This window comes from Sporosarcina sp. G11-34 (assembly GCF_026931025.1).
Window position 1 is genome coordinate 76,836 of record NZ_JAHNZW010000005.1, and the last position, 25,614, is coordinate 102,449.

At 40.2% G+C, this 25,614-nt stretch carries 22 protein-coding genes and 1 pseudogene; 8 read left to right on the plus strand and 15 right to left on the minus strand.

Annotation, left to right across the window (positions count from 1 at the left end):
- Positions 1-99 precede the first annotated feature (99 nt).
- The 7 genes from KSU66_RS08465 to KSU66_RS08495 form a co-directional block, all read right to left on the minus strand.
- On the minus strand, positions 100-795 hold the full coding sequence (locus KSU66_RS08465; protein WP_269051008.1) for a YesL family protein: 696 nt from the start codon (positions 793-795) through the stop codon (positions 100-102).
- Between the two features lie 108 nt (positions 796-903).
- Positions 904-1,788, minus strand: coding sequence for an ROK family protein (locus KSU66_RS08470; protein ID WP_269051009.1), 885 nt, complete (start codon positions 1,786-1,788; stop codon positions 904-906).
- 202 nt (positions 1,789-1,990) lie between these two features.
- Positions 1,991-2,416: an OsmC family protein gene (locus tag KSU66_RS08475; protein ID WP_269051010.1), complete on the minus strand. Its 426-nt coding sequence runs from the start codon at positions 2,414-2,416 to the stop codon at positions 1,991-1,993.
- A gap of 18 nt (positions 2,417-2,434) precedes the next feature.
- Positions 2,435-3,976, minus strand: a complete 1,542-nt coding sequence (locus tag KSU66_RS08480; RefSeq protein WP_269051011.1) for an AbgT family transporter — start codon at positions 3,974-3,976, stop codon at positions 2,435-2,437.
- Between the two features lie 352 nt (positions 3,977-4,328).
- Complete coding sequence (locus tag KSU66_RS08485) at positions 4,329-5,546, minus strand: amidohydrolase (protein WP_269051012.1); 1,218 nt, start codon at positions 5,544-5,546, stop codon at positions 4,329-4,331.
- Between the two features lie 39 nt (positions 5,547-5,585).
- The gene (locus KSU66_RS08490; protein WP_269051013.1) at positions 5,586-6,326 is read right to left on the minus strand and encodes a small-conductance mechanosensitive channel; all 741 of its coding nucleotides are present in this window, start codon (positions 6,324-6,326) and stop codon (positions 5,586-5,588) included.
- A gap of 21 nt (positions 6,327-6,347) precedes the next feature.
- Positions 6,348-7,058, minus strand: a complete 711-nt coding sequence (locus KSU66_RS08495; RefSeq protein ID WP_269051014.1) for a DUF5058 family protein — start codon at positions 7,056-7,058, stop codon at positions 6,348-6,350.
- A gap of 214 nt (positions 7,059-7,272) precedes the next feature.
- Between KSU66_RS08495 and KSU66_RS08500 the strand changes: the two genes are divergently transcribed.
- On the plus strand, positions 7,273-9,390 hold the full coding sequence (locus tag KSU66_RS08500; RefSeq protein ID WP_269051015.1) for a helix-turn-helix domain-containing protein: 2,118 nt from the start codon (positions 7,273-7,275) through the stop codon (positions 9,388-9,390).
- Between the two features lie 168 nt (positions 9,391-9,558).
- Positions 9,559-9,774 carry a hypothetical protein gene (locus KSU66_RS08505; protein WP_269051016.1) on the plus strand — a complete coding sequence of 72 codons (216 nt, stop codon included), beginning with the start codon at positions 9,559-9,561 and terminating at the stop codon, positions 9,772-9,774.
- Between the two features lie 175 nt (positions 9,775-9,949).
- Here KSU66_RS08505 and KSU66_RS08510 read toward each other — a convergent pair whose 3' ends face one another.
- Positions 9,950-11,020 (minus strand): YkvI family membrane protein, encoded by a 1,071-nt coding sequence (locus KSU66_RS08510; protein ID WP_443028956.1) that lies wholly within the window; start codon positions 11,018-11,020, stop codon positions 9,950-9,952.
- A gap of 46 nt (positions 11,021-11,066) precedes the next feature.
- Positions 11,067-12,245, minus strand: coding sequence for an NAD(P)/FAD-dependent oxidoreductase (locus KSU66_RS08515; protein ID WP_269051017.1), 1,179 nt, complete (start codon positions 12,243-12,245; stop codon positions 11,067-11,069).
- A gap of 165 nt (positions 12,246-12,410) precedes the next feature.
- Between KSU66_RS08515 and KSU66_RS08520 the strand changes: the two genes are divergently transcribed.
- From KSU66_RS08520 to KSU66_RS08530, 3 genes and pseudogenes are all read left to right on the plus strand, one after another.
- On the plus strand, positions 12,411-12,686 hold the full coding sequence (locus tag KSU66_RS08520) for a (2Fe-2S)-binding protein (protein ID WP_443028960.1): 276 nt from the start codon (positions 12,411-12,413) through the stop codon (positions 12,684-12,686).
- A pseudogene (locus KSU66_RS08525) lies at positions 12,683-12,979 on the plus strand ((2Fe-2S)-binding protein); the annotation flags it as partial. The gene KSU66_RS08520 and the pseudogene KSU66_RS08525, both read left to right, overlap by 4 nt.
- Positions 12,980-13,076: 97 nt before the next feature.
- A complete protein-coding gene (locus tag KSU66_RS08530; RefSeq protein ID WP_269051019.1) occupies positions 13,077-14,258 on the plus strand; it encodes an NAD(P)/FAD-dependent oxidoreductase in 1,182 nt (393 codons plus the stop codon).
- A 438-nt stretch (positions 14,259-14,696) separates the two neighbouring features.
- Here the strand turns inward: KSU66_RS08530 and KSU66_RS08535 are convergent, their stop codons facing one another.
- The 6 genes from KSU66_RS08535 to KSU66_RS08560 all read right to left on the minus strand — a co-directional run bounded on the left by KSU66_RS08535 (position 14,697) and on the right by KSU66_RS08560 (position 22,249).
- A complete protein-coding gene (locus KSU66_RS08535) occupies positions 14,697-15,419 on the minus strand; it encodes an SIS domain-containing protein (RefSeq protein WP_269051020.1) in 723 nt (240 codons plus the stop codon).
- Between the two features lie 4 nt (positions 15,420-15,423).
- Positions 15,424-16,146, minus strand: coding sequence for a GntR family transcriptional regulator (locus KSU66_RS08540; protein WP_269051021.1), 723 nt, complete (start codon positions 16,144-16,146; stop codon positions 15,424-15,426).
- Positions 16,147-16,512: 366 nt separating this feature from the next.
- Positions 16,513-17,250, minus strand: coding sequence for a glucosamine-6-phosphate deaminase (gene nagB / locus KSU66_RS08545; protein WP_269051022.1), 738 nt, complete (start codon positions 17,248-17,250; stop codon positions 16,513-16,515).
- Entirely contained in the window at positions 17,247-18,416 is a 1,170-nt protein-coding gene (gene nagA, locus KSU66_RS08550) for an N-acetylglucosamine-6-phosphate deacetylase (RefSeq protein WP_269051023.1), read from the minus strand. The genes nagB and nagA overlap by 4 nt, the downstream gene beginning before the upstream one ends.
- Positions 18,417-18,479: 63 nt before the next feature.
- Positions 18,480-20,381, minus strand: coding sequence for an N-acetylglucosamine-specific PTS transporter subunit IIBC (gene nagE / locus KSU66_RS08555; protein WP_269051024.1), 1,902 nt, complete (start codon positions 20,379-20,381; stop codon positions 18,480-18,482).
- 296 nt (positions 20,382-20,677) lie between these two features.
- Positions 20,678-22,249, minus strand: coding sequence for a BCCT family transporter (locus KSU66_RS08560; protein WP_269051025.1), 1,572 nt, complete (start codon positions 22,247-22,249; stop codon positions 20,678-20,680).
- A 485-nt stretch (positions 22,250-22,734) separates the two neighbouring features.
- Between KSU66_RS08560 and KSU66_RS08565 the strand changes: the two genes are divergently transcribed.
- The 3 genes from KSU66_RS08565 to KSU66_RS08575 all read left to right on the plus strand — a co-directional run bounded on the left by KSU66_RS08565 (position 22,735) and on the right by KSU66_RS08575 (position 25,601).
- The gene (locus tag KSU66_RS08565; RefSeq protein WP_269051026.1) at positions 22,735-23,733 is read left to right on the plus strand and encodes a dipeptidase; all 999 of its coding nucleotides are present in this window, start codon (positions 22,735-22,737) and stop codon (positions 23,731-23,733) included.
- A 19-nt stretch (positions 23,734-23,752) separates the two neighbouring features.
- Positions 23,753-24,979 (plus strand): DUF819 family protein, encoded by a 1,227-nt coding sequence (locus KSU66_RS08570; protein WP_269051027.1) that lies wholly within the window; start codon positions 23,753-23,755, stop codon positions 24,977-24,979.
- Between the two features lie 85 nt (positions 24,980-25,064).
- Positions 25,065-25,601, plus strand: a complete 537-nt coding sequence (locus KSU66_RS08575; protein ID WP_269051028.1) for a helix-turn-helix domain-containing protein — start codon at positions 25,065-25,067, stop codon at positions 25,599-25,601.
- Positions 25,602-25,614 lie beyond the last annotated feature (13 nt).

The window sequence follows — 25,614 nt, forward strand, 5'->3', positions numbered from 1 at the left end:
ACTCATACCACAAGGTTGGAATAGGTACCAAAAAACTAGGTAATGGTATTCTACCTAGTTTTTTTTGGAAGGAGAATATTCTAATTTATCAACAGTACCCTACTCTTCTATTTTATCATTCGTTTTCAGATAGCTTCTATAAAAAGCAGAGAATGATAAATAAGCTATAAGAGAGCCCGTTAAAAACGGTATTAAATACCTGAAAATATTAAAGCTAACGTACAAGACTGCACCGCTACTAATTGCCACTGCGGCAAATAACAACGGGCTTCCTAACGTAAGTAAGAAAGCATTTTTAAATGATTCCTTTAGCTTCATATGATAATGAACAGTTATCGAAAAATGATTCACAGTAAATACAAATAAGATAATTCCCATGATAATAAATAGAAACAACATCAGTATATTTTTATCTATGAAATAATAAATATCCACTGCTAAAACGACCCAAGCAGAAGTTAATATTAGACCACTTAATACACTTCTTTTATAATTCTCCCTATAGTATCGCCAAAAACGCTTAATAAATTGGTCCGTTCCCTCATCCTTAACAATCCATCCCCTCACCATGGCAAACATGGCAGTCGTTGCCGGAAAGAAAACCAATGGAATTAAAATAATGATTGGAATCATTAAAAACAAAATCTCTTCGATCTGTTCCATAAAGAATAAATTTATTGTCATAAAGATGATTGGTAGATTGAACAGAATCCATAATAGATTAACCACAGCAAACTTCATAATCCACTCCGTAATCTCGTACAAGCCACCCAATAATCCCGATTCGTTTTTCATATCTGGTGTTCCCCTTTTCATGCTGATTTACTATTTAAAAGTCAAATCAAAAAGAGAGGCAATCAGCTAATCTGACCTCTCTCTTTTTGTAGGAAAGTCGCTCTATACTTATTTAGTTAAGTGCAAAGATACTGCGCCTAGTAATCCCGCTTTATTTCCGAGAGAGGCTTTTATTATTTCCACTTCGGAAAAGCTTTCAATAATTAATTCTTTCACCTTGTCTCTTACCATTGCCATTAACTTTTCTTGCTCCATCACGCCGCCACCTATAATAATCGCTGGTGGATTAAAGATATGAATTAAAGATACTAAACCATAAGCGACTTCAAGCACCCAATCAGTAAGTATTTCTTCTAATTTATCATCGCCTTGATCAAGGCCTTCAAATATTTTGCGCCCATTAATGTAAGTACTGTTATGCTCCATCGCACTTTTCACTAGAGCAGTTGTTGATCCATACATTTCATAGCACCCTATACTACCACAGTTACACTTCTTGCCACCTGGATGTAATACTAGATGGCCAAATTCCCCAGCAATCCCATTAAGCCCTTTATAAACTGTCGAATTAATAACAATTGCGCCACCTATGCCCGTACCGTATGTTAAGCATAAGAAGTCATTGTATTCACGGCCAGCACCAAAATTTCTTTCACCCAACGCAGCCGCATTTACATCATTTTCAATTTTAACCGGAACACCAAACTTCTCTTCAAAAATAGCTTGGATTTTCATACCCGTATAATTCGGAAAGTTTTCATTCGCATAAATGATGAATCCCTCTTCACTATTTACTTGGCTTGCAGTACTAATGCCAATTGCATCAAATCCAGAATAAGTTTCTGCAATAACCTTCATAAGATTATCAACGAGGTGTGGACCACCCTTCTGCGCCTCAGAATCGATTTCCTTAAACTCAGTAGTATTCCCTTTTTCATCAGACAAACACATCTTAATAGATGTTCCACCAATGTCTATTGCTAATATTTTCATATGATTCATCCTTATCTAGCATATTTATTCATTAATAAATTAACTGTAGCACAAGATATTGAATCTATCCACCACATTCGAATAAACCCATTGCGCTCTAAAGAAAAGTAGCAAGAATAATCCCTAAATAAAAATCTATTCTCTAATAGCCGATAAATAAAAAGAAGCCAACCAAATTTCGGTGGCTTCTACCATATACTTCTTACTTTGGATCTGACTCTTCTTCGCCGTTCAAAATCAATTTAAACGCAACATCCGCTTTCAATGAATCCGATACGGAACAATACTTCTCTTTACCAAGGCGAATCGCGCGCCAAACTCTCTTGCTATCAATGTCACCATCTACCACGAAAGTTACGTCATATGCAATAAAGCCTTTGGGCGCTTCTTCTTTTCGTGTTCCTTCAGTGATAATTTCAATTTTATCGACTTTCTCTAGATAAGGTCTTAAAATCATCGTCACATCAATTCCGATACAACCTGCGAGTGCACTAAGAAGCATCTCAGTTGGTGTAGCACCTTTTCCTAAGCCACCATATAATTCAGTCGCATCCATATTAATATCGTAACCCGAGTCGCCCACAGCCGTAAATGCGCGTCCACCCGTCCATTTTGTAATTACTTTCATATCAATTCATCCTCTCTATTAATAAAATAAGCTTGTACCTGGTCCAACCGGTATGCCGAGCATATACCAGACAGCAAAGAATATTACCCAACAAATCAGGATAATAATTGAAAATGGTAACATGAGCGATATCACTGTTCCTACGCCGTTCTCTTTACCATAGCGCTGCGCAAAAGCGACAACCAATGGGAAGAAAGGCATTAATGGGGAAATGATATTTGTTGACGAATCACCAATTCTATAAGCTACCTGCGTAACTTCCGGCGCAATCCCCATTTGCATGAACATCGGCACAAATACCGGTGCCATGATGGCCCATTTTGCAGAATCCGCAGCGATAAACAAGTTAATAATTGCAGTAATGACAATCAACGCCACAAGTAACGGCGCTCCATCCAAATTAATAGCCTGTAAAAAGTCAGCGCCTTTAACAGCAATCAGCGTACCTAAATTTGTGTAATTGAATAACGCGACAAACTGTGCCGCAAAAAAGATTAGCACGATAAAACCAGACATTGTTTCCAATGATGATGTCATTAAGTTTGCGATATCTTTATCGTTTTTAATCGTCTTCGTTACAAAGCCGTACACAATACCTGGCACTAAAAAGATTAGCATCATAATAAAAATGATACTGCTCATGAACGGCGATTGTATAAGGTTTCCACCCTCGCCTCTTAACACGCCATTTTCTGGGAGGACAAGCAAAGCAATCCCGATCACCGTTAGTAAAATAGAGATATTTGCCCAGATAAGTCCTCGTTTTTCCAAAGCAGAAACTTCATTTTTATGTTCCATACCTTGAATGGGTACATATTTCCCTAGTTTCGGTTCGATTATTTTATCTGTCACAAGCGTACCGATAATAACAACTAGGAAAGTCGATGCGAACATGAAGAACCAGTTATCTGTCGGATTAACAAGGTAGCCAGCGTCTAATATATGTGAAGCTTCTGTAGTTATTCCAGCTAATAGAGGATCATTTGTCCCTAAGAATAGATTGGCGGAATATCCACCCGCAACACCAGCGAATGCGGCTGATAAACCTGCCAATGGATGTCGTTTAAATCCTAAAAAGATAATTGCACCTAGCGGCACTAACACTACATAACCCACGGATGCAGCGACATTGGATAATACACCCATCAATACAACAATCGGCGTCACAAACCTTCTAGGTGCCTTCGTTACAGTATTCGTCATTAAGGCACTTATATAGCCACTCTTTTCAGCAACGCCCACACCAAGCATCGCAACAAGTACCGGACCTAGCGCAACAAACGAGGTGAAATTTGTGACAACATTGGAGAACATATAGGCAATGCCTTCAGGGACAAGTAAACTAACAGCTTTAACTGTAAGCATCTCAATCTGTCCCGTTTCATTATTTACCCCTTCAAAGCGCACACCAGACCCCATTAAATATAGAATATGAGATGCAGCAATGACCATTAAAGTGAAAATCATGAAAATCGTAACAGGATGAGGCAGTTTATTTCCTTTTTCCTCAATAAAATTCAATAATCGAATCGACTTGGGATTTTTTATTTTGTTCACCATGTCCCTCCTTTTCGATTTAATTATTTCCAATTATATCACCAAGTATAGGATTTGATACTAATTGGAACTTAACATTATCTTTAGTCAACTATAGTTACCTGAATATTTCACCATTAGAAAGAAACCAAGATTAATCCTCGGTTGATTCGACTTTTTCTGAGACATTCATGAAAAGTTCCATAGTTTTATTTTCCGGGAAATAATTATGCTATAAACGACATGAAATCGTAAAATAATTTACCAGTTGACTTCTATCTTACTAAACACAAAAATACTCAGCCAATAATAAATCCGGCTGAGTATTACTTATTTAATATTAAATAACTAGATAAAGGTAGAAATCCTAACTTCCTTATTCATTAGCGACCAATGCGTCACTATTTTCTTTAATTCCAGCATAGTTGCAGACGAGATGTGCGACAGATTTAGCTGAAACAAGTAAAGCATCCTCGTCAATATCAAATTTAGGATGATGATTAAAATAAGCCGTTTCAACACCCTTAGGCTTGCAGCCGATATTAAAGTAAACACCAGGCGTTTTTTCCAAGTAATACGAAAAGTCTTCAGATCCGGAAAACACAGGAACTTCTGTAACTTCCGTAATCGTTGGGTCATTTGCATTTTCCAAAATTGAAACGACTTCCGCAGTTACTTCCGGATCATTGTACAAAGGTGGATAATCCGACACATAGCTCAACACACACGTAACCCCAAATTCCAGTTCAATACCGCTTACGATGCGCCGAACTTCTTTTTCTATTACTTGCTCAGTTTTATCATTCATGTATCGGACATCGCCTTCAATTTCAATACTGTCTTTGATGATATTAAAAGAACCCTTCCCATCGAATGAACCAATTGAAACAACACCCATTTCAAACGGGTTTAACCTACGGCTTACAACGGTCTGAACCGCTGTGACAAAATGCGCGCCCGCGACAATTGGGTCATTCGAATTTTGGGGAGAAGAACCGTGGCCGCCTACACCTTGAATAACTAGTTTAAAATATGACCTTCCCGCCATCGCATAACCACTACGATAACCGATCGTACCCGTTGGAAACATCGGGAACAAATGCGTACCTAATACGAGATCTAGATCATCAAGAACACCGGATTCGACAATACTTTTCGCTCCACCTGGTGGCGTCTCCTCCGCATGTTGGTGAATGATTTTGATTGTACCGGCAATCGATGATTTAATTTGAATGAGACAATCTGCAAGAACGAGCATATAGGCCGTGTGCCCATCATGCCCGCATGCATGCATGACGCCATCACTTTTCGATTTAAAGGGTACATCCGTCTCTTCATGAATCGGCAAGGCGTCAAAATCAGCACGAAGTCCAATTACTTTTCCGGATTTGTCACCTTTAATCGTAACAATAATTCCGTAGCCATTCCCTACATTCGTTTGAACTTCCACGTCTTTCCCTTTGTAAAAGTCCGCTATATATTGTGCTGTTTTCTCTTCTTTAAATGATAACTCCGGATTTGCGTGGAGATGACGACGAATTTGTATCATTTCATCTTGACGACTTTCAAGCATTGCCATTAATTTTTGCTTCATCTTAAATTCCTCCTTTTAAATAAATCACATATGTAAACTTTACGCTTCTTTCTTTTGCTTTTTCATTTTATCTATAAGTAAACATACGACAACTGTTCCAAGTATACACAAGAACGTTTGCAACGAGCGCGGAACGGGACCCAGGTTTACGAATAAACCAAAAGCTATTCCCACGACTCCCCAAACAGGTTTTTGAACGGCAAACTGTGCGATAACGCCTCCAAATATTGCCGGAAGAACAAAGCGAAATGAACTGATTAACGATTCCGGCATAAGCGTGATTAAGTAAGATCCTCCGAGTACTACAAATAGTAGGAAGATAATGTTAACAATCGCTGCCCCAGAGATAGCAAGTGTCGCCGTGAGTTCCCCTTTTTTTGTTCCAGGTTCAGCGCCAACTACACTTTGAGCGATAGAGGCCGCTGGTAGACACATACTTCCAATATTCCCGTTTAAAAATGCAAGATAGGTCCCGGATACACCTAAAACCGGATAATAACTAATTGGCTCAATGACCCATACAACTCCAACAATCGCGGCATAAGCAAGGAAACCTGAAAGGATTGAAGTCCATCCAGGATGAAATCCAAGCCCAAACGACAGATATAGTGGCAATAGTAAGGTTAACACAATAACCGTCCACAGTGATAAACGACCCCAAAAGTGTGATTTTTCATGGAATGCATCAAAATCAAGTGCCCGTGCAGCTGGGATTTCCGGAATTCCCTCACTTATTGACTTGTCTAGTCCTGTACTTTTAACTTCATTACTAATTGTCATCTATACTCTCCTGCCTTCCGATTAAGAGATAAAGTACCCCACCGATATACCAACAATGATTACCAATCCAAGCGACCATTCTCTAATCCAAGATTTTTTCAACTTAGTAGATGCCCATAAGATTATCGGCATGACGAGAAATGCCGCGACTAACACAATTGACTCATTCAGTCCCTTTACCATTTCACCACTGCCAAGATAACTAAATGCGCCAATCATCGCAGCTGTAGAGATAGATTTCATAAGCAATACGCTTTTGTTGCCTTTACTAGCAATTTTCGATTGAATTTTACCTAATGACTTTGTAAATAGTGCTGTAAATAATAACCAACCCATTCCGCCTAGGCACATTACCCAAACAGCATTTGTAAATGCCTTCTCCGTAAATCCAGTAGACCCTAGTTCAGACCCAGCTGCTTGCGCTCCGATACTCGCACCAACTGTTTCGATAGGAGCTGAGCCAATAATTCCAATTCGGATAAGTGTAACGGGATCCCCAATAAGTGTCATTAAGGAAATGGCGACGATAACAATTGCAAAAGAAGGTCCTAATGAGCTAATTGCCCCTGTTCGTATCGCTGACCTTACCTCCAGAGTCGTCATCCCAACAGAGCTAGCTGTTCTAGATGCAAGTCGAATGAAAACAATTGCTTGAAATACGACTACACTTATGACGAGTGCTGCAATAATCCAAAGTGGAAAACTATTTGCTGTTTGCATTACTTGAGCCATTATTACTCCCCCTTATTGAAAACTGAATTACGCTACTTGTTCCTGGATGGGCAATCAATAAATATGAAGCGCTTACATTTTTTAGAATCTTCCACCTTTTCAAACTATGTACTTTACTATACACTTAGAGTATTCAAGTATCAATGTACTTTCTTACACAGTATCATCGCTTTTTATGTACATTACCACACTTCAAAAAAGGGGAGAATCTTTAATGAGTAAAGCTGAGTTTGGTCTCTTATTTCTTAAAGACAAGCTAAAGGATATTCCATTTCAAGTATGGGAATATGATTATCTTCAGGATGACATGCACTTACTACATAGCTCTGGGCGCGAAAATAATACGCCACCATCTTTTCACGAAATAAATAACACGGAATCACCATATAAAGTCATTAAACACGAAAAATATGTATCAATCATCTTATTCTATCCAGAAGGAAATCAAGTACATGTCTCTATTTTTGACTCTTCCACAATTCTATCGATAAAGGAAATCCCGTACTTACATCACTTTTTTTACGTGTCACAAATGAAAAAAACGCTTCAAATTAAAGAGACTGAACTTACTAATCTAGTCGATAGTGTTCGCTCCATTACATCTAGCCTGGATCTCGAAGTAGTGCTCGGCAATATTATTCAAAATGCACTGAATGTCATTCCCGCTACAGACGCCGGTTTTTTACTTCTTTACGATCCCATCCTTGACCGGTTAATTCCTAAAGCTGCGATCGGTTTTAATGATAATATTTACAATTTTAAAGTTAGGGTTGGGGAATCGATTACCGGAAAAGTTTTCGAGGACGGGAAAGGACGCATTCTGAACTCAAAAGACGAGATTTTCAAGGAAATGGACCGTCATAGCATTTCAGATGATAACTATCACCACATCACCTCAGCCGCCTATAAACCTGAAGCCGCCATCTGTGTAGCCGTTTCAATTGAAGGTGTCCGTATTGGTGCGATGATTATTCATCAATGGAAACGAAAAAAAGTGATGACTGAACATGATCTACGTCTGCTAGAAGGCTTTGCAGGGCAAACTGCGATTGCTATTCAAAATGCACAATATTATTCCGAGGCTCAAAATAAAATTACAGTCATTACAGAATTAAGCGAAGAACTAAAAGTGAAAAATAACCAGCTACAAAAAAGACACCAAGTACATGAATCCTTAACCAATATTTCATTAGAAAATAAGGGATTAGAAACAATCATTTTTGAATTTAACCAGATGATTGGCCAGCCTGTATCTTTTTATAACGCCCTTGAAAACAAGTTTTATTTATACGATTCAAATCTAACACCTGATTTCACAATGCATGAACTTAAAGAGTTATTTTCAACGAGCCCGAAACCATTTCACTTTGAAAGAAGTAGTCCCCATGTCAAAAAGTTTTATCTTTATCCAATTTATAACGGCATTGTGTTCCTCGGTTGTTTTATGATTAATGTTGATGATGCCATTTCAGAAGCTGATCGCATTACGCTCGAACAAGGTAGTTCAATATTGGCGTTGGAATTAATAAAAAAACAAACCGTTACCGAATACTATTACCGGAAAACACATGACCAATTTCAAGAACTACTGACCCTCCAAGACGCTGATCAATTGCTGCAAATCGGAAAAGAAATAGGCTTGAACACTTCTTCCTATTGGGTCATGGCAATTTTTCAAATTACTAGTTACACGGATTTACAGTTGTTAGAAATTGAAATCCATCAGTTAGCTTCGGAAATCAAGAATGTATTTCCTTCTAGCGCAAAGATGATTCACGGCCTGAATGATCAAGTCATTCTGTTATTTACAATTTCAAAGCCAGACCTATTTATGCCGATACAAAAAGATATTCAATCCATTAAGAAGCTATGGGATAATAGCAAAAGACCCTTTTTCCGCGTTGGAATAAGCTCCACCTATAAAGGGTTAGAAAACATAAAAAAATGTTACGACGAGGCAACTAAAACATTATCCTACCTCGCTTCTCGTGATCGGATGGAAATTATGCGCTATGAAGACATTGGATTAAACCAACTCTTTATCAATCAATCGAATACCGAAATTGAGCGCTTCATTGACGATGTTTTTTCCCCGTTCTGGTCTGATTACGAGCGAAACAAAGAGTTAGAAGAAACACTTCTTCTCTATATTTCAACAAATCGTTCAGCTACACAAACAGCTAAAAAGCTCCACATTCACATCAATACATTTTACCAACGCATAAAAAAGATTGAAGATTTACTCCAACTTAAATTAAATGACCATGAAGATTCTCTAAAAATACAGTTAGCCTGTCACTTAAGGACAACGTATACACAGGTTTTACATTAAAATAAGAACCCGACCAAATTTTTCATCTTTGGTTGGGTTCTTATTTTTTAAAGGGGATTTGTATTCGGGATTACTGAAGTCTTGCAACCCTCTCTACATCATCAGGGATAATCGCCTTGGCACCCCTGATATAGGTTGTACATATATTACAGGGAAGGAGGTGTTAATATGCCCAATTCTAAAAGTAGCGGGTCTCTTTTTCTCGCCTGTATTTTAGCAGCTTATGCCGTTCTTGGATTATTAGTTTTCGTACCTGATTTAATGGCCGGAGCAACCACTTTAGTGTTAGTCGTGCTTGTTATCGTTGTGATTGTTGTCGTCTTGTTTGCAGCAGCAATCATACTAAAGGGCCTTGCCAGGCTTTTAGTAAGTTTTCGACATTAACAAGCTCTAGCTTATTAACACTAGTTTCTTTTTCGACAGCAGCCTGTATACGGGGCTGCTGTTTTTTTGAGCATTAAAAGTGTCGAAGGAACATTCACCGAATCAAAAATCGCCAATTAAAAACCTTGGCGCTAAAAAGAGTTCCCACTCCTTTAGCACCAAGGTTTTTTTCAGTTTAATTGCGGCGATCTTTCGCCATTCTAATAGGTGAATAAATCAAGGCTGCTACAAGGAACAACCCGAGATAACCTATTAATGGATAGAAGAAAGCAACAAGGTCTGTGAAACCTGCGAAACTTGCGAAGAATGCGACGATACCAGTAAGTAGAATCGCGTAATTCGATTTCTTCGTGTTCATTTCAAAAAAGCGTGCTACAAATGCATAGAACATACTAACTGCGGTGTTGAATATCATTGCGAATAGAATAATAGACATCCCGATAGCTAGTACTGGTGAAATATCGTCAACAATTTTCAACGAAGGCATATCAAAACCTGCTACTGTATCTATTTTCGAGAAGATAGCAAGGTGGCTCAGAATAATCATTATACCAAGTGTAAGACCCCCGAATAATCCACCAAGTGCCGCTGTTTTCTCATCTTTCTCCGCGCCCCCAAGAACGATTGACATCGCAGCACCTACTGCAATATTAAACGAAACATAGTTGATGGCAGAAATGAACCAGTTCGGCAAACCTGACTCTTGCATTTTAGCAATTGGCTCTAGTTCATTAAACGACATATCCATCGTGGAAAGACTGTACACTCCAACAGCTATAATTGTGAGTACAAGAAAGGGAGTAACGCTTCCTATAATCGCAATTACTTTTTGGACGTTTAGCATAACGGTTATCATTACCAAAACAATCATGATTGTGCTTCCAATAATTGGCGCAAGACCAAACTGTTGATTGAGAATGGAACCCGCTCCTGCAATCATTACAACACCTACACCAAACAGCGTGAATACGATAATTGCGTCAACGAGCACACCGAGATATCTTCCACTAATTTTATAGATGACTTCTTTATGAGACTTTGTTTTCGTTCGGCTTCCAAGCCTTGTAAGGATCATTCCAAGATAGGCAAATAATGCGGTTGCCAAGATTGCTGCAAATGTCCCCATATGACCAAAGCTTGTGAAATAAAACAGAATTTCCTGGCCTGATGCAAATCCGGCGCCTACAATAATCCCTACAAAAGCGCTTGCAATTTTTAATATTTTAAACAGTTTATTCCCACCCATTTTACATAAATCCCCTTTTGTTTGTTAATCAATATTTTCTGTTTTTTTATGAAACAGGCATTTTACTGAAGCGGTCAAATCTTAACGGTTCCGCTGGAATAATTGTTTGGCTTTCTCCGCGAATTAGTTCTTCGACCAATTTTCCTGTTACTGTTGCAAGGCTTATTCCGTCTCCCTCATGTCCTGCTGCGATGTAATAGCCAGGAATGTGATCAACAGCTGAAACAATTGGTAAATGATCCGCGGTCCATGGTCTGAAACCTGTATATGCCCGAATCATTGTGAAATCCTCCATTTTAGGATAGAAGCGCATTGCTCTTCTCGCCATTGTTTCGACAACATTAATATCAATTCTGCCATCATATCCTACAAATTGACGGCTACTACCAAGTAAGAAGTTCTGGCTCTCAGTTGGCTCAAGCACCAATGCAACCCCGTGCTTCTCTGTTCGCTCATCAACTATACGGTCACGACCGAATTTATTCATCAAATAACCAAATTCCATTACATTTCTCATCATGACAGGCTTTTGTCTCGCCCCGACGATAATATGTCCTTTTCTTGGTGTGATTGGAATATCAATATCAAGCATTTTACCAATGAACGGCGCCCAAACTCCAGCAGCATTGACAACTTTCTTAGCCGTGAATGTTCCGTTTGTTGTTTCTATCGTAAAGTCTTCTTTTTTCGTCATGCCAGTTACTTCGGCTTGCGTATGTACTCTTAGACCATATTGCTTTGCTTTTTCAATTAATGAATAGCAAAATAAGTATGGGTTGATGAGCGAATCTGTTTCACACTCTAATCCACCTGGGATATCATCTGCAAAATACGGGGATTCTTGACGAAGGTCTGCACGATCAAGTAAGTTGAACTTTAATCCTGCCGCGTTTTGAATATCTACCCATTCTTTTGCCGCCTGCATTTCGACATCGTTCTCACACACTAGCAAACTCCCCAGTGCACGGTATTCGAACGCCAAATCTAATTCATTAGTAAGATCAACAGTCAGCTCTTGGCTCTTCAATGACATCAAACTATCGAATCCCGGGTCCTTATCTACAATGGTAACGTTTCCATCACAGCGGGAAGAAGTTCCACTCGCAATATCATCTTTTTCTATTAACACACAATCAACACCAGATTTCGCGAGATAATAGGCAGTTGCACAACCGATTATACCCCCACCGATAATGGCTACTTCTGCATGATTTTTCTTTGACATAATAATATCCTCCTTTGACACATTACTATAGTTTATACTATTCTAGAGATAGAGATTTCAATCTATTTTCTGCTACTTCTAAAAGTTAATACTACTCACCTATCTATGTTAGAATAGCACAAGAGGCTCTGTCAAATTTATATCACAATTGAATACAAGGAGGAAATTAATCTCGTGGAGAAAACAATCATTTGTAGATGCGAAGAAGTATCTTTGGAAGACATACAAAACACAGCAAGCCAGTATAATTGTACTGCCCGTGAGGTTAAGCTGCGCACTAGAGCAGGAATGGGTTATTGCGGAGGACGTACATGCCGACCAGCTGTAGATGCAGTTTTGGAAGCGGTTACCGGTGAGAAGGCCGGGCACGATATTCCATTAAAGGTTCAACCACCTGTTAGACCTGTTTCATTATCCGTGTTAGGAGGAAAAATGAGATGACAACAAATCGTATTCTAGATCACCCAGTTCTGGGGAAATTGAAAAACCAGACACCGGTAACTTTTACCTTTGATGGCAAAACTTATGAAGGATTTGAAGGTGATACAATTGCATCTGCACTCCTTGCAAATGGAGTAAGGCAATTACGCGTTCACGAGGAGACTGGTGCACCGCGAGCAATTTATTGCAATATCGGACATTGTTTTGAATGCCGTGTCACCATCAACGAAACAGATACGACACGTGCATGCATGACGACTATTCAAGAGAATATGGTTGTTGAAAGCGGTAAAGTTCAAGCTGCCCCGTTTAGCTCTTCACCTAATGAATGGCCACGTACATATGCAGATTTCGAAAAAGCGAACAAAAATAATAAGGATGGTGACACCAATGCATGATGTTATCGTCATCGGCGCGGGTCCAGCTGGTTTATCAGCCGCAATCGCCTGCCGTGAATCTGATTTGAATGTTTTAGTTATCGATGAATTTCCTAAGCCAGGAGGTCGATTACTTGGACAACTACACCAAGAACCAAGCGGTGAATGGTGGAATGGTGTTGAAGAAACACGAATCTTAGTTGATAAAGCTGAGAAGTTAAACACAGACATTAAATGTGGCGTTTCTGTCCACCATATCGAAAAGGCAGATAATGGCTATCTTATACATACCAATATCGGCATTCTTGAAACAGAGAAGCTACTTATCGCAACTGGTGCCGCTGAGACTGCTGCACCAATCCCAGGTTGGACACTTCCTGGCGTAATGTCGATTGGTGCCGCTCAAGTTATGACAAACGTCCACCGCGTTCGTGTAGGTAATAAAGGTATTGTCGTTGGTGTTAACGTATTGTCGGCGGCAATCGCACGTGAGCTGCAAATCGCAGGCGTCGAACTTCACAGCATGGCGCTACCAGTTTCAAATCCAGTAACCAAAAACCATGCCGATCCAAAAATCGTAATGGAAGGATTAGTACGGATTGCTCACTTAGCACCTTCTGCTTTCCTTCGTTTTGGAAGTAAGTTTGCCAAGGCGGCTTTCGTACGCAACATTGCTGTGAAATTCTATCCACCAGGCGGCGTGAAAATGTGGGGAATGCCTATTCACATTAGAAAAGCCATCGTTCGAATAAACGGCACTGAAAAGGTTGAATCCGTTACAATGTGCAATATTACAACGGACGGAGAAGTAATCCCAGGTACTGAAAAAACGATTGAAGTCGACTTCGTTTGTATTGCCGGCGGACTATACCCACTTGCAGAACTAGCTTCTGTTATCGGTTGTCCATTCCAGTATGTCGAAGAATTAGGCGGTCATGTTCCCATTCATAACGAACGAATGGAGACCCCTCTTGAAGGCCTCTATGTTGCTGGAAACATTACAGGTATCGAAAGCGCTAAAGTTGCCCGTGCACAAGGAGCACTTGCTGGTTACTCTATCGCGAAACAAGATGCGAAAGTACAACAAGCCATCAAAGATGTCCAAGCGACTCGAGATGCAGCGTCTATTCAGTTCCACCCAGAAATTGACGCAGGCCGTGCTAAGATCCAAAAAGCTTTTGTGGAATACGTATAATATAAATATGATCTAATCTAATAAAGCAATCCACCTAGTTTGATAGGAGGATTGCTTTTTTTGTTATTCGTTTGCGCGGTTATATCGATTTATGCTCGGTTATACCGTTTTATGCGCGGATATACCGTTCTATGCTCGGTTATACCGTTCTATGCGCGGTTACACCGGTTTATGCGCGGTTACATCGTTCTATGCTCGGTTATACCGTTTTATGCGCGGATATACCGTTCTATGCTCGGTTATACCGTTTTATGCGCGGATACACCGTTCTATGCTCCGTTATACCGTTTTATGCGCGGATATACCGTTCTATGCTCGGATATACCGATTTATGCGCGGTTTCACCGTTCTATGCGCCGTTATACCGATTTATGCGCGGATACAATAAAACAGAGCGAGTAAGTGAGCGTTTAATGATATTCTTAACTTGTATTTCAATTAAAATTTAATACAATCCCCATACTTTTCAATCAATCGTAAGTTATGCGTTACACTACCTTCCACATTGGCACTTTTAAAAATTGGTGGTTCTACGCCATTTTCAATCATTAGTTCAATGACACGACTTAATGTCGCATGAAGTAGCGTGTTTGCAATGACTCCAGATGCAGGTGCATAAGAAAGGCCTTCCCAATCAAGCAATCCATCTCCGACCGGAACACCAGTATTCAAGATGTTATCCACAACCTCTTCAAGCCTGCGATTTGAATGGTGTCGGGCCGGTTGATTGGATGCAGTGTAGTTAAGCGACTGGATGGAAACCGTGTATGCACCTGATTCTTTTGCCTTATTGGCAACATCAATCGGCACTGGATTGCGCCCGGATGTTGAAATCACAATGACTGTATCTTCCGGACGTATACTCAATTCTTCTTCAAATGTATGTATGAAGTCGGCATCTTTTTCATTTGCTGACGATCGTAAAACTCCTTCATGAAGCATTATTGGCTCGATAAATATTGGCTGAACCGGTACTAAACCACCCGCTCGAAAAAAGGGTTCTGCCGCCACTAAATGAGAATGTCCACAGCCAAATAACTGTATGATGCCCCCACGTGCAAGGCGTTTCACCATCTCACCCGCAACAATTTCTACAGATTCCTGTTCTTTAGAAAATACTTCTTTCATCAAGGAATCGATTGCCGTAAAATATGAATTCAACTCATCATCTCCTAATTTCACTGACAAATTTATAACGGTCAGCGCGGTACGTACTGAGAACGATTTCAAAAGGCAGGCCATTCGTTAAATAACTCTTTCGCTCTATTATTAAAACAGGAGCAGGAACCTTCATTTGAAGTAATTCTGCATCTTCTTTTTTCACCAATACTGCTTCCATTTGTTGCGTGGCATGACTAATTTTCTGTTCACTACTTTTTTCGATAAACACATAAAATGAACCACCAAAAGCATCCTGATCAAGCTCCGGAACCAGTTTCACAGGGATATAAGTTCTTTCAATCGCCATTGGCATATCATCTGCATACCGAATTCGTTTAACGGAAAATACCTCATCACCTTCAGTTAACTGTAACCCTTGTGCTATTTCTATAGTAGGTAGCTGGCGCTCAAAACTAAGTAGTTTATTACTCGGTGCCATTCCACGAGCAATCATGTCTTCCGTAAAGCTGGTAAGCCCACTAAGCGTTTGTTCAACTTTCGGAGAAGATACAAATGTGCCGCGCCCTCTTTCACGATAAAGAAGTCCCTCATTGACAAGGTTTGTGATGGATTGACGCACGGTCATGCGGCTGACACCAAACAAATCCGTCAATTCACGTTCGGACGGGATTGCCTGCCCTTTTGAATATTCGCCATTCACTATTCGGTGTTTCAAGTATTCTTCAATTTGGACATATATTGGTGTTGTGGATTGTTTATCGAGCAAAGCTATCACTTCCTTTCCTTATACCTCGATACGCTAAAATATGGATTATTACTTGGCAGGAAGATCGTTGATTTCCGTTCCGGGCGGACAGTGCGGAAAGTTACAGTTCAATCTTTCCCTGACGCTTTCCGCGGGCACGACTTCAATCTCCTCGTCACTAAAACTGTGCTCCCAAACGCTAACGCTTTTCGGTCGCAAAAGCCGTTCTTCGTGACGGCTCTTCCTGCGGGGACAAAATCGAGTACATGTATAATTTCTGTAAAGGACACAGAAATTATACAAACCGAACCCTACGTTGTTCGGCTCGCTGGAGTCGCCGCCCTACACTCCAATCAACTAAGTTTGACAGTACTACGGCGTTCACTTTTACTGTTTCTGCCTAACTAACTGGTACGCATCCTCATCGACAATGACTGTTACATTGGGATGATTCCATAAATAGGAGGCTGGAAAACTTGCACTGACGTTTTTTTCTAGCAAAATTTTTATCGCTTCAGCCTTCTTCTTTCCGGAGGCCAATAAAATAATTTTATCGCTTTTTAATATGTTCTGAATCCCGAGTGTAATTGCATGAGTCGGCACTTCTTCAATAGAATTAAAAAACTGAGCATTGTCCTTGCGAGTAGAATCATTAAGTTCAACAACATGCGTCTCACTCTCAGGGTCAGTTCCTGGTTCATTAAATCCGATATGACCATTCGAACCAATTCCCAGTATTTGTAGATTAATAGGACCTACACGATTCATCACCTTTTCGTAACGCGCACACTCTGCTTCTATAGAACTTGGTTGTCCATCGGGAATAAATGTATTTTCGCGCGCTATATCGATATGCTTAAATAATTTCTCGACCATAAATGTATGATAGCTTTCCGGATGATCTTTTTCGAGACCAAGATATTCATCCAGATTAATGGTCTTCACATTCTGATAAGATATCCCACGCGTCTTATAACCATCAATTAGATTTTCATAAAGCCCAAGTGGTGTTGAGCCTGTAGCAAGTCCAAGTACTAGTTGGTCATTTTCACTAACTTTTTCCTCTACCAACCGGGCCGCCTCTTTGCTAACCGCCTCGTAATCAGCAAGTACAATCACTTTCATAATAAATCCTCCTTTGTATACGAGATGTTCCCTCTGCAAATTGTCATTTGAACCGTCCAAGCTTCATCGATAATTGTTAAATCTGCGTCTTTACCACCCTCGATTTTACCCTTATTCGTAAGTCCAAGCTGTTTTGCCGCATTTGCAGAAGTCATCGCTACAAGTTCAGACAACGTACAATCCGTTACGGCCTTCATATTTTTCGCAGCATCTTCCATCGTTAATATGCTTCCCGCAAGCGTTCCATCTTCAAGGCGGGCATCCTCATCAGTGACCACGACATCTTGTCCGCCTAAATCATATAGACCAGGCGCAAGCCCTTTCGCACGCATCGCGTCGGTAATTAAGATAATGCCACTTGCCTTTTTTTGACGGTAAGCAACTTCAACCGCCTTCGGATGACTGTGGATTAAGTCCGCAATAATTTCAACCGACAAATCATCTTCAATCAAAGCGGCACCCACTACACCAGGCTCTCTATGATGAAAAGGGCTCATTTGATTATATAAATGAGTGATGTGTCTCGCTCCGGCCGCAACCGCCTCACCGACCAATTCCACTGTCGCATCTGAATGACCGAGAGATGCAATCACACCTTCTTTAGTTACTTCTTCAATAAACGCCAGCCCATCATCCATTTCGGGCGCAAGCGTAACAAGCTTAATTCGATTGCCACTTAGTGTTTGCCACTTCTTAAATAATGATACAGAAGGGGATACAATATGTTCAATCGGCTGTGCACCTGCTCTAATCGGTGAAATAAAAGGTCCTTCCAAATGAATGCCAATCATTTCAGCCTGCGTCTCATCAGCCGTAAAATGACTGGCGTTTTCTAATGCTGTTTCTATATTTTCCTCTGTTTGTGTCATTGTCGTCGCTAGAAAACTAGTGGTCCCTTCACGAGGAAGTGCATGCGCCAAACCATTTAACGCTTCAACAGTGCCATCCATCACATCAAAACCCGATGCCCCGTGAATATGCACATCAATAAATCCAGGGACGACAATCCATCCTTTATCCGTGGCATCAATTCGGATATCCGCTTCTTTATTAATAGTAGGACCCACTTCTTTAATTTTTCCGTTTTCCAACAACACATCCCCAACGATACTTGCTTTCATCGAATCTGCGATTGTAATATTTGCGATCAATACTGTGCTTGCCACAAATGTTTCCTCCTTATGTAAAAACCAGAAAAACCACGATGGATTTTTCTGGTTCATTTTGTTTTATTGTTCGATTTTCACTATTGAGGTTTCGCCGTGACGCTGCTTGCCTTTTTTCAATACTTGTAATTGTTCTTTTTCTAAATTCGTAAATATAACTGGTGTTATCATTGAAGTGCTATTCGCTTCAAGATAAGCTAGGTCAAGTTTCAACAAGGGATCTCCACTTTGCAGTAGCTGGCCCTGCTCAACAAGGAGGTCAAAACCTTCCCCTTTAAGCTTAACTGTGTCTAATCCAACATGGATCAGTACCTCAATACCCGTATCCGTCTCAAGTCCAATCGCATGTTTCGTTGGGAAAACGCTTACGACTTTCCCATCAAATGGTGAATAGACTGTGTCACCCGTCGGAATAATCCCAAATCCTTGCCCCATCATACCTTGAGCAAATACCTCATCTGGAACTTCGGATAGTGGAATAATTTCTCCGTCCATTGGCATTGCGAATTCCTTCTCAGATAACTCTCTTAGAACAACTTCCTCGTTTGGTACATCTAATACGACATCTCCATCTGGTGCAGGATTGCCGTTTTGCAAACGTTGTTTCATGGCATCTCCCAGGAATTCAACGTTCGTACCGATAATAACTTGAACAGCCGTTTTATTTATTTTCATAAGCCCTAGTGCTCCGTACTTCTTCAATTCTTTTTCACTAACTTTATCAGCATCTTTTACTTTTAATCGTAGTCTCGTTGTACAATAATCAACCGCTACAATATTCTCAGTACCGCCAAGTGCACCGATTGTGTAATACGCTTTCACATCCACTGGTTCGTTGCCAACACTAACACCTTCGCCTTCAACGTCGTCTTCACGTCCTGGTGTTTTCAAATCGAATTTTAAGATTAGGAAATAGAATACGACAAAGTAAACGACTCCCATAAACAATCCAATTACAAGAAGGATAAGTGGGTTTTCAGCAATCCCAAAGTTTAATACATAATCGATTGCGCCGGCAGAAAAGCCAAACCCATGTCGAACATCAAATGCATAAGCAATCATCATCGCTGCACCCGTTAACAATGCGTGTACGAAATATAATAGTGGTGAAAGGAACATAAACGAAAACTCAATTGGTTCAGTAATCCCTGTAAGAAAAGCAGTAAACGCAATACTTACAAGCATTCCGCCCACAACCGCTTTATTTGCTTTCTTAGCAGTCGCATACATCGCCAGACATGCAGCTGGTAAACCAAACATCATAATCGGGAAAAATCCGGATAGGAAAGGTCCTGCTGTAGGATCTCCCTTTAGGAATCGATTGATTTCCCCTTTTACAACTTCACCACTAGCATCGGTAAATGATCCAAAATCAAACCAAACCACTGCGTTTATTACGTGATGTAAGCCAGTAGGAATGAGTAGACGGTTTAAGAAACCATAGGTACCAACACCCAACATCCCAGCATTCAACACCCATTCTCCAGCCCCGTCAATCACTTGCTGAACATATGGCCATAAGTAACCTAATGCTGCTGCTAAAATAGTCATCGTCGCAGCGGTGACTATGGGCACAAATCGCCTACCACCAAAGAATCCAAGCCAATCTGGAAACTTCACATCATAAAATTTATTATATAAAAGTCCTGCAACAATACCGGAGATAATACCCCCGAAAACACCCATATTTATTGTATCGTTAATCGTTTCAATTGCTGAAGTTAACACGAGATAAGCAACAGCCCCTGAAAGTGCGGCTCCACCATTTCCATCATGTGCCAATCCCATTGCGATACCTATAGCAAATATTAGTGCTAGATTATCTAAAATCCCCGCACCAGCGGCCGCAAGAAACGGGATATTCAACATATCCTCTTGTCCAAAACGCAATAGTAATGCTGCCGCTGGAAGTGTCGCGATTGGGAACATTAACGACTTACCAACCCTTTGTAAAAAACCAAACATAATCAATATACCTCCCCTTTTAGTATTCTCACTATTCACTATATACTAGTCCGGTATAGTTGTCTATACCGGTTTTTCGATACAAAGAAGTTTTAGTTAGTTGCTAGATGATATGTAATAATAAGCTACTTTATGCGAACAGGAACCCTCATAAATAGGTATACAAAAAGGCCAGCCACTGCTGTTTTCAGCGGGCTGACCTTTTTTATTTAGAAGTATCTATATAGTTAATAACAGATTCAATTCGTCCTATCACAACCATTACGATGATAGATACAAATCGTTATTCACTCTTTTTATTGACTACTTTTTTTTATAACTCTTCTCTTTACATGGGGGCGTAGATTTCCACCAGTAAATTGTTCCTTGGCTAATATACCTGCCACTTTTGGTGCTGTCCACAACATTGGTAATAGTAAAAGGGATACTGGAATAGCAGACACAATGATAAACGATTGTATTGCCCCAATACTTCCTTCTCCAATTATCAAAAGAATGATCGCGACTGCACCCATAATCATAGCCCAGAAAACACGCAATCCTTTTGAAGGACTGGCACTGCCCGTAACTGCAACTGAAATCGTGTAAGACATTGAATCCGCCGTCGTCACAACAAATAAAATTGTTACAATTAAAAATGCAGGCGCGATAATATAACTAAGTGGTAGCTGCTGCGTAATCGCAATCATCGCAGCGGGCATTCCACCACTACTTAGCGCATCTGAGATAATCCCAGGTTGTGCAAGCTCGTAAAATATACCCGATCCACCTACGACAGTAAACCAGAAAGCTGTCACTATCGGGGCGATAACCGCAATCGTAATGACGAGTTCCCTAATCGTTCTACCACGTGAAATCGTGGAAATAAAGATTGCCATCATTGGACCATAGCCTAAGAACCAACCCCAGAAGAAAATCGTCCATGCGCCAAGCCATTCTGAATCCCCTCGGAATGTAGCCATGCCCATGAAGTCCTGAAGATGAACACCTGATGTTGCGATGAACGTGTCGATAATAAAGCCACCTGGCCCCAAGATCAACACAACACCTATTAAAATCAACGTCAGAATAACGTTTAAGTTACTGAGAAACTGAATTCCTTTACGGAGTCCCGTCACAGCAGATATAGTCGCAATCGCAACCACACCAACAATGATAATAACTTGCGTCATCATTGTATTCGGCACACCAAATAGTGCTTCCAAACCGTGCGCAGCCTGTAGACCTAGAAATCCTATCGGCCCTATCGTACCCGCAGCTACTGCAATAATTGCAAACGCATCAACTGCTGTACCAAGTACACTATTCTTCATGATCTTCTCACCGAAAATCGGATAGAGTAAAGAGCGAGGCTTTAAAGGCATTCCTCTATGATAGTGCGCGTACATTAAAACAATCGTACTCAGTGTTCCCAAAATCGCCCAAGCTAGGAAACCCCAATGTAAATAAGATTGAGATAAAGCTGGGATAATCGTTTCTTCGGCACCAGATTGCACCCCATCAAATATAGGTGGGGCCGTAATGAAGTGATACATCGGCTCCGCTGCTGCCCAGAAGACACCGCCTCCTGCAAGTAATGTCGTCATAATCATGGCAATCCATTTAAAATTACCGATTTGTGGACTGCTTACTAAGCCCAGACGGACTTTACCATAACTAGAAACCGCTAACCCAATTGCGACAAAGAAAGTAGCTAGCAGTAATAACTGCCAAAACCCTCCAAAATATTTAACCGCGAATGAAAACGATGTATTTACCGTATTCGATACAAACTCAAGATTTATAATTGATGCTAATACAAAAAGTAAAAGCAATCCCCCACTGATAATGAGGACCGCCCAATCTATTTGGCGACTCTTGTTATTCAATAATTTCTCCTCCAACTTCAATCTTTAATTTCTCTATTGTTGTGGCGCTAAAACATACAACATACAACATACAACTTACTTCTATCTAAGTGTCATTAACCACAACTTCACCAAATAGATCGACTTGTATATATCAATATAACAACTAGTAGACGAAAAAAAACATAGATAAACCGTATCTGATTGGTACGAAAAAACACAATCAACACGAATGTTTTATCTATGAGATTAGTACAGTCTAACACAACTCGACAACGCTTTAAAGAACTTGTCGTCTTTTGTTGAAATATAATTATCGATTGGGTACTTTTACACTTGCTTTTTCAAGACGAAATCAACTTGATTTCAGCAAATTGGACTTTTCAGTGGCCTATAAATAGTAACTTATCTGATTTGAGCCCCTTTCTCATTTCCACCCTTGTTTTAATATACAGAATAAATTATACTATATGAAAACCTAGTTTAATAAGCAAGGGGAGATATGCTTGAAGATATTTGATATACATTCGGACCTTTTTACAGATGTAGCTTGGAGAAGAAGCCAAGGTGAAACAAATGTTTTTGACCGCATTCATTATCCGCAACTGAAAAAAGGTGGCGTGGATTCAATAATTTGCGTCCTTTGGGTTGAACCAGCATTCCGCGAAGATCCTATCGCCAGGTTCCAAAAATTGTTACGACACACACTAGACGACCTTCGAACATCCAAACATGCCAACGTCTGTTTAACAGTCGACGATATGAAAAATGAAATTTTTTCTAATAAGATAAATCTCTTTTTAGGAATTGAAGGCATGACATTTCTTGAAGCGTGGGGAAAAGATTCATTAGACGCTAACATTGAAAGCGCTTTCGAAGTACTCCATGAAAATAATGTCCGGCATACAATATTTGTTTGGAACGAATGGAATGCTTTGGCGAGTGGGACCGGTTCTGAGGACGAGCCAACATCTAGAGGACTTACGAGTTTCGGTGAATTGGCAGTTCAAAAGGCTAATGAGTTAAATTGGATTCTTGACGCCTCACATTTAGATGAAGCTTCCTTCTGGGATATGTATAATGCGACTGACCAACCGATGATTGCTTCACACAGCAACGCCTATGCCTTATGTCCACACGAACGAAATTTAAAAGATGAGCAAATCAAAGCAATCGCTTCACGGGGTGGGCTTATCGGATTGAATGCATTTCACGGGTTCGTCGACAAGGAAAACCCTACATTAGAACGCTTCGTCGATCACGCCGCGTACATGGCGGATCTTGTTGGTTCCGAACACATAGCTTTCGGTTTTGACTTTATCGATTACTTATCTACATATGATTTAGGCGGTCCCATTAAAGGAAGCACCCTTGGACTTGAAAATGTAGCGAAAATACCTGACTTACTTGATTGCATGAAAGCTAGAGGTTTCAGCACCAATGAAATTGAAGATATTAGCTTCAATAATGCGTACCGATTTATGGAAAGTCATTTTAAAAATTAAACTACTGGGGGAATAAAAAATGGGAAGTTCACTTATTCAATCCGATGACATGATCACCCTTTGGGGAATTATCGTCATATGGGCTGCAATTAGTATTTATTTGGAACAAAGATTCAAATGGGCTGCAAAGATTTCAGGTGCAATTATTTCACTAATAGGTGCGATTATTTTATCGAACACCGGTATAATTCCGACTGAGTCCCCTGTTTATGACGCAGTTTGGGCATTCATTATCCCGCTAGCGATTCCACTCTTATTATTCCATGTAAACTTTAAGAAGATATGGACAGAAAGTGGAAGGCTATTAATTATTTACCTACTTAGCGCCATAGGTACAGTAGCAGGTACCATTATAAGTTTCTTCTTACTGAAAGACTACATCCCTTATCTCGATAAAATCGGTGGGATGATGAGTGCTTCATACGTCGGAGGCGGCGTGAACTTCGCCGCAATGGCGGGTAAGTTTGAAACGCCTGGTGAAATGGTGTCCGCAACTATTGTTGCTGATAACCTGATGATGGCTCTCTATTTCGTCATTTTGATGATTATTCCAGCGTTGAGTTTTTTCAGAAAAAGATTTTCTCATCCACATGTTTTAGAAGTTGAACGTGCGGCTGAAGCAGGCGGAGAGACAACACAAGCTGAGAGTTTTTGGAAACGTAAAGAAATCTCATTAAAAGATATTGCATTATCTATGGGTACTGCCTTTTTCCTAGTTGTCATTTCCTTTAAGTTAGCCGAACTGTTTGGAAGTTGGATCCCAAGCGGAGAAGAAGCTTCATTCGGTATTAATTTATTAGGTGGCATATTCGGCGATAAATACTTAGTGTTAACGACAATCACATTCCTAGCACTTGCGTTTTTCCCGAAATACTTTGAAAGTATCAATGGTAGTCAGGAGATGGGTACATTCTTAATCTACTTATTCTTCGTAGTTATAGGGATACCCGCTTCTATTCCACTTATTGTTCAGAACGCACCGTTGCTTCTTGTCTTTGTAGCAATAATTGTCGCGATCAATATGCTCATCTCACTTACTGCCGGGAAACTATTCAAGTTTGACCTGGAAGAAATTCTTCTCGTAAGTAACGCGAACATTGGTGGCCCAACAACAGCAGCTGCGATGGCAATTGCAAAAGGCTGGACGAACTTAATCGGACCAATTTTAGTTGTCGGAACGATTGGTTATATAATAGGTAACTACATCGGAACCGCTTTAGGACTTTGGTTCGCAACGATGATGTAATAGTAATCAACCCGGTAGTCTACGGACTGCCGGGGTTTTTTAAAGATATGATTAGTATATAGATATACCAAAGGGGGCAGTTAGAATGTTTGATGGTAGGATAATTCGGCAACTCCGTGGAGATCTTGGTTTTTCCTTAAAAGACCTTTCTGAAAAGTCCGGTGTCAGCATTAGCATGATTAGTCAAATTGAACGTAGAAATACGGACCCAACACTAACGACCTTATATAAAATATGTAGAGGATTAGACGTCTCGATTTCCACACTACTAGGAACCGATGAACAAACAACCCAAGTTGTTCGGAAAAACGAGCGTAAAACCATATCCTTTCCAAAATCTTATTCAAAATACGAATTACTAACGCCTATTAATGAAGGATCCATTGAAATGCTTATGATCCATTTAGAACCCGGCCAAGATGATCAGCAACTGGTTGAACATTCAGGTGAAGAATGTGGTTTCATTATGAAAGGCGAAATGACCATCATTATGGAAGATCACGAAGTACTCTTGCAAGAAGGCGATAGCATTCGCTTTAAAAGTACAACACCCCACCGCTTCTTCAATCATTCAGATAAAACAGCCGTTTCTGTCTGGGCAATGACAGGACGAGTACTGTAATATAGACCACCCA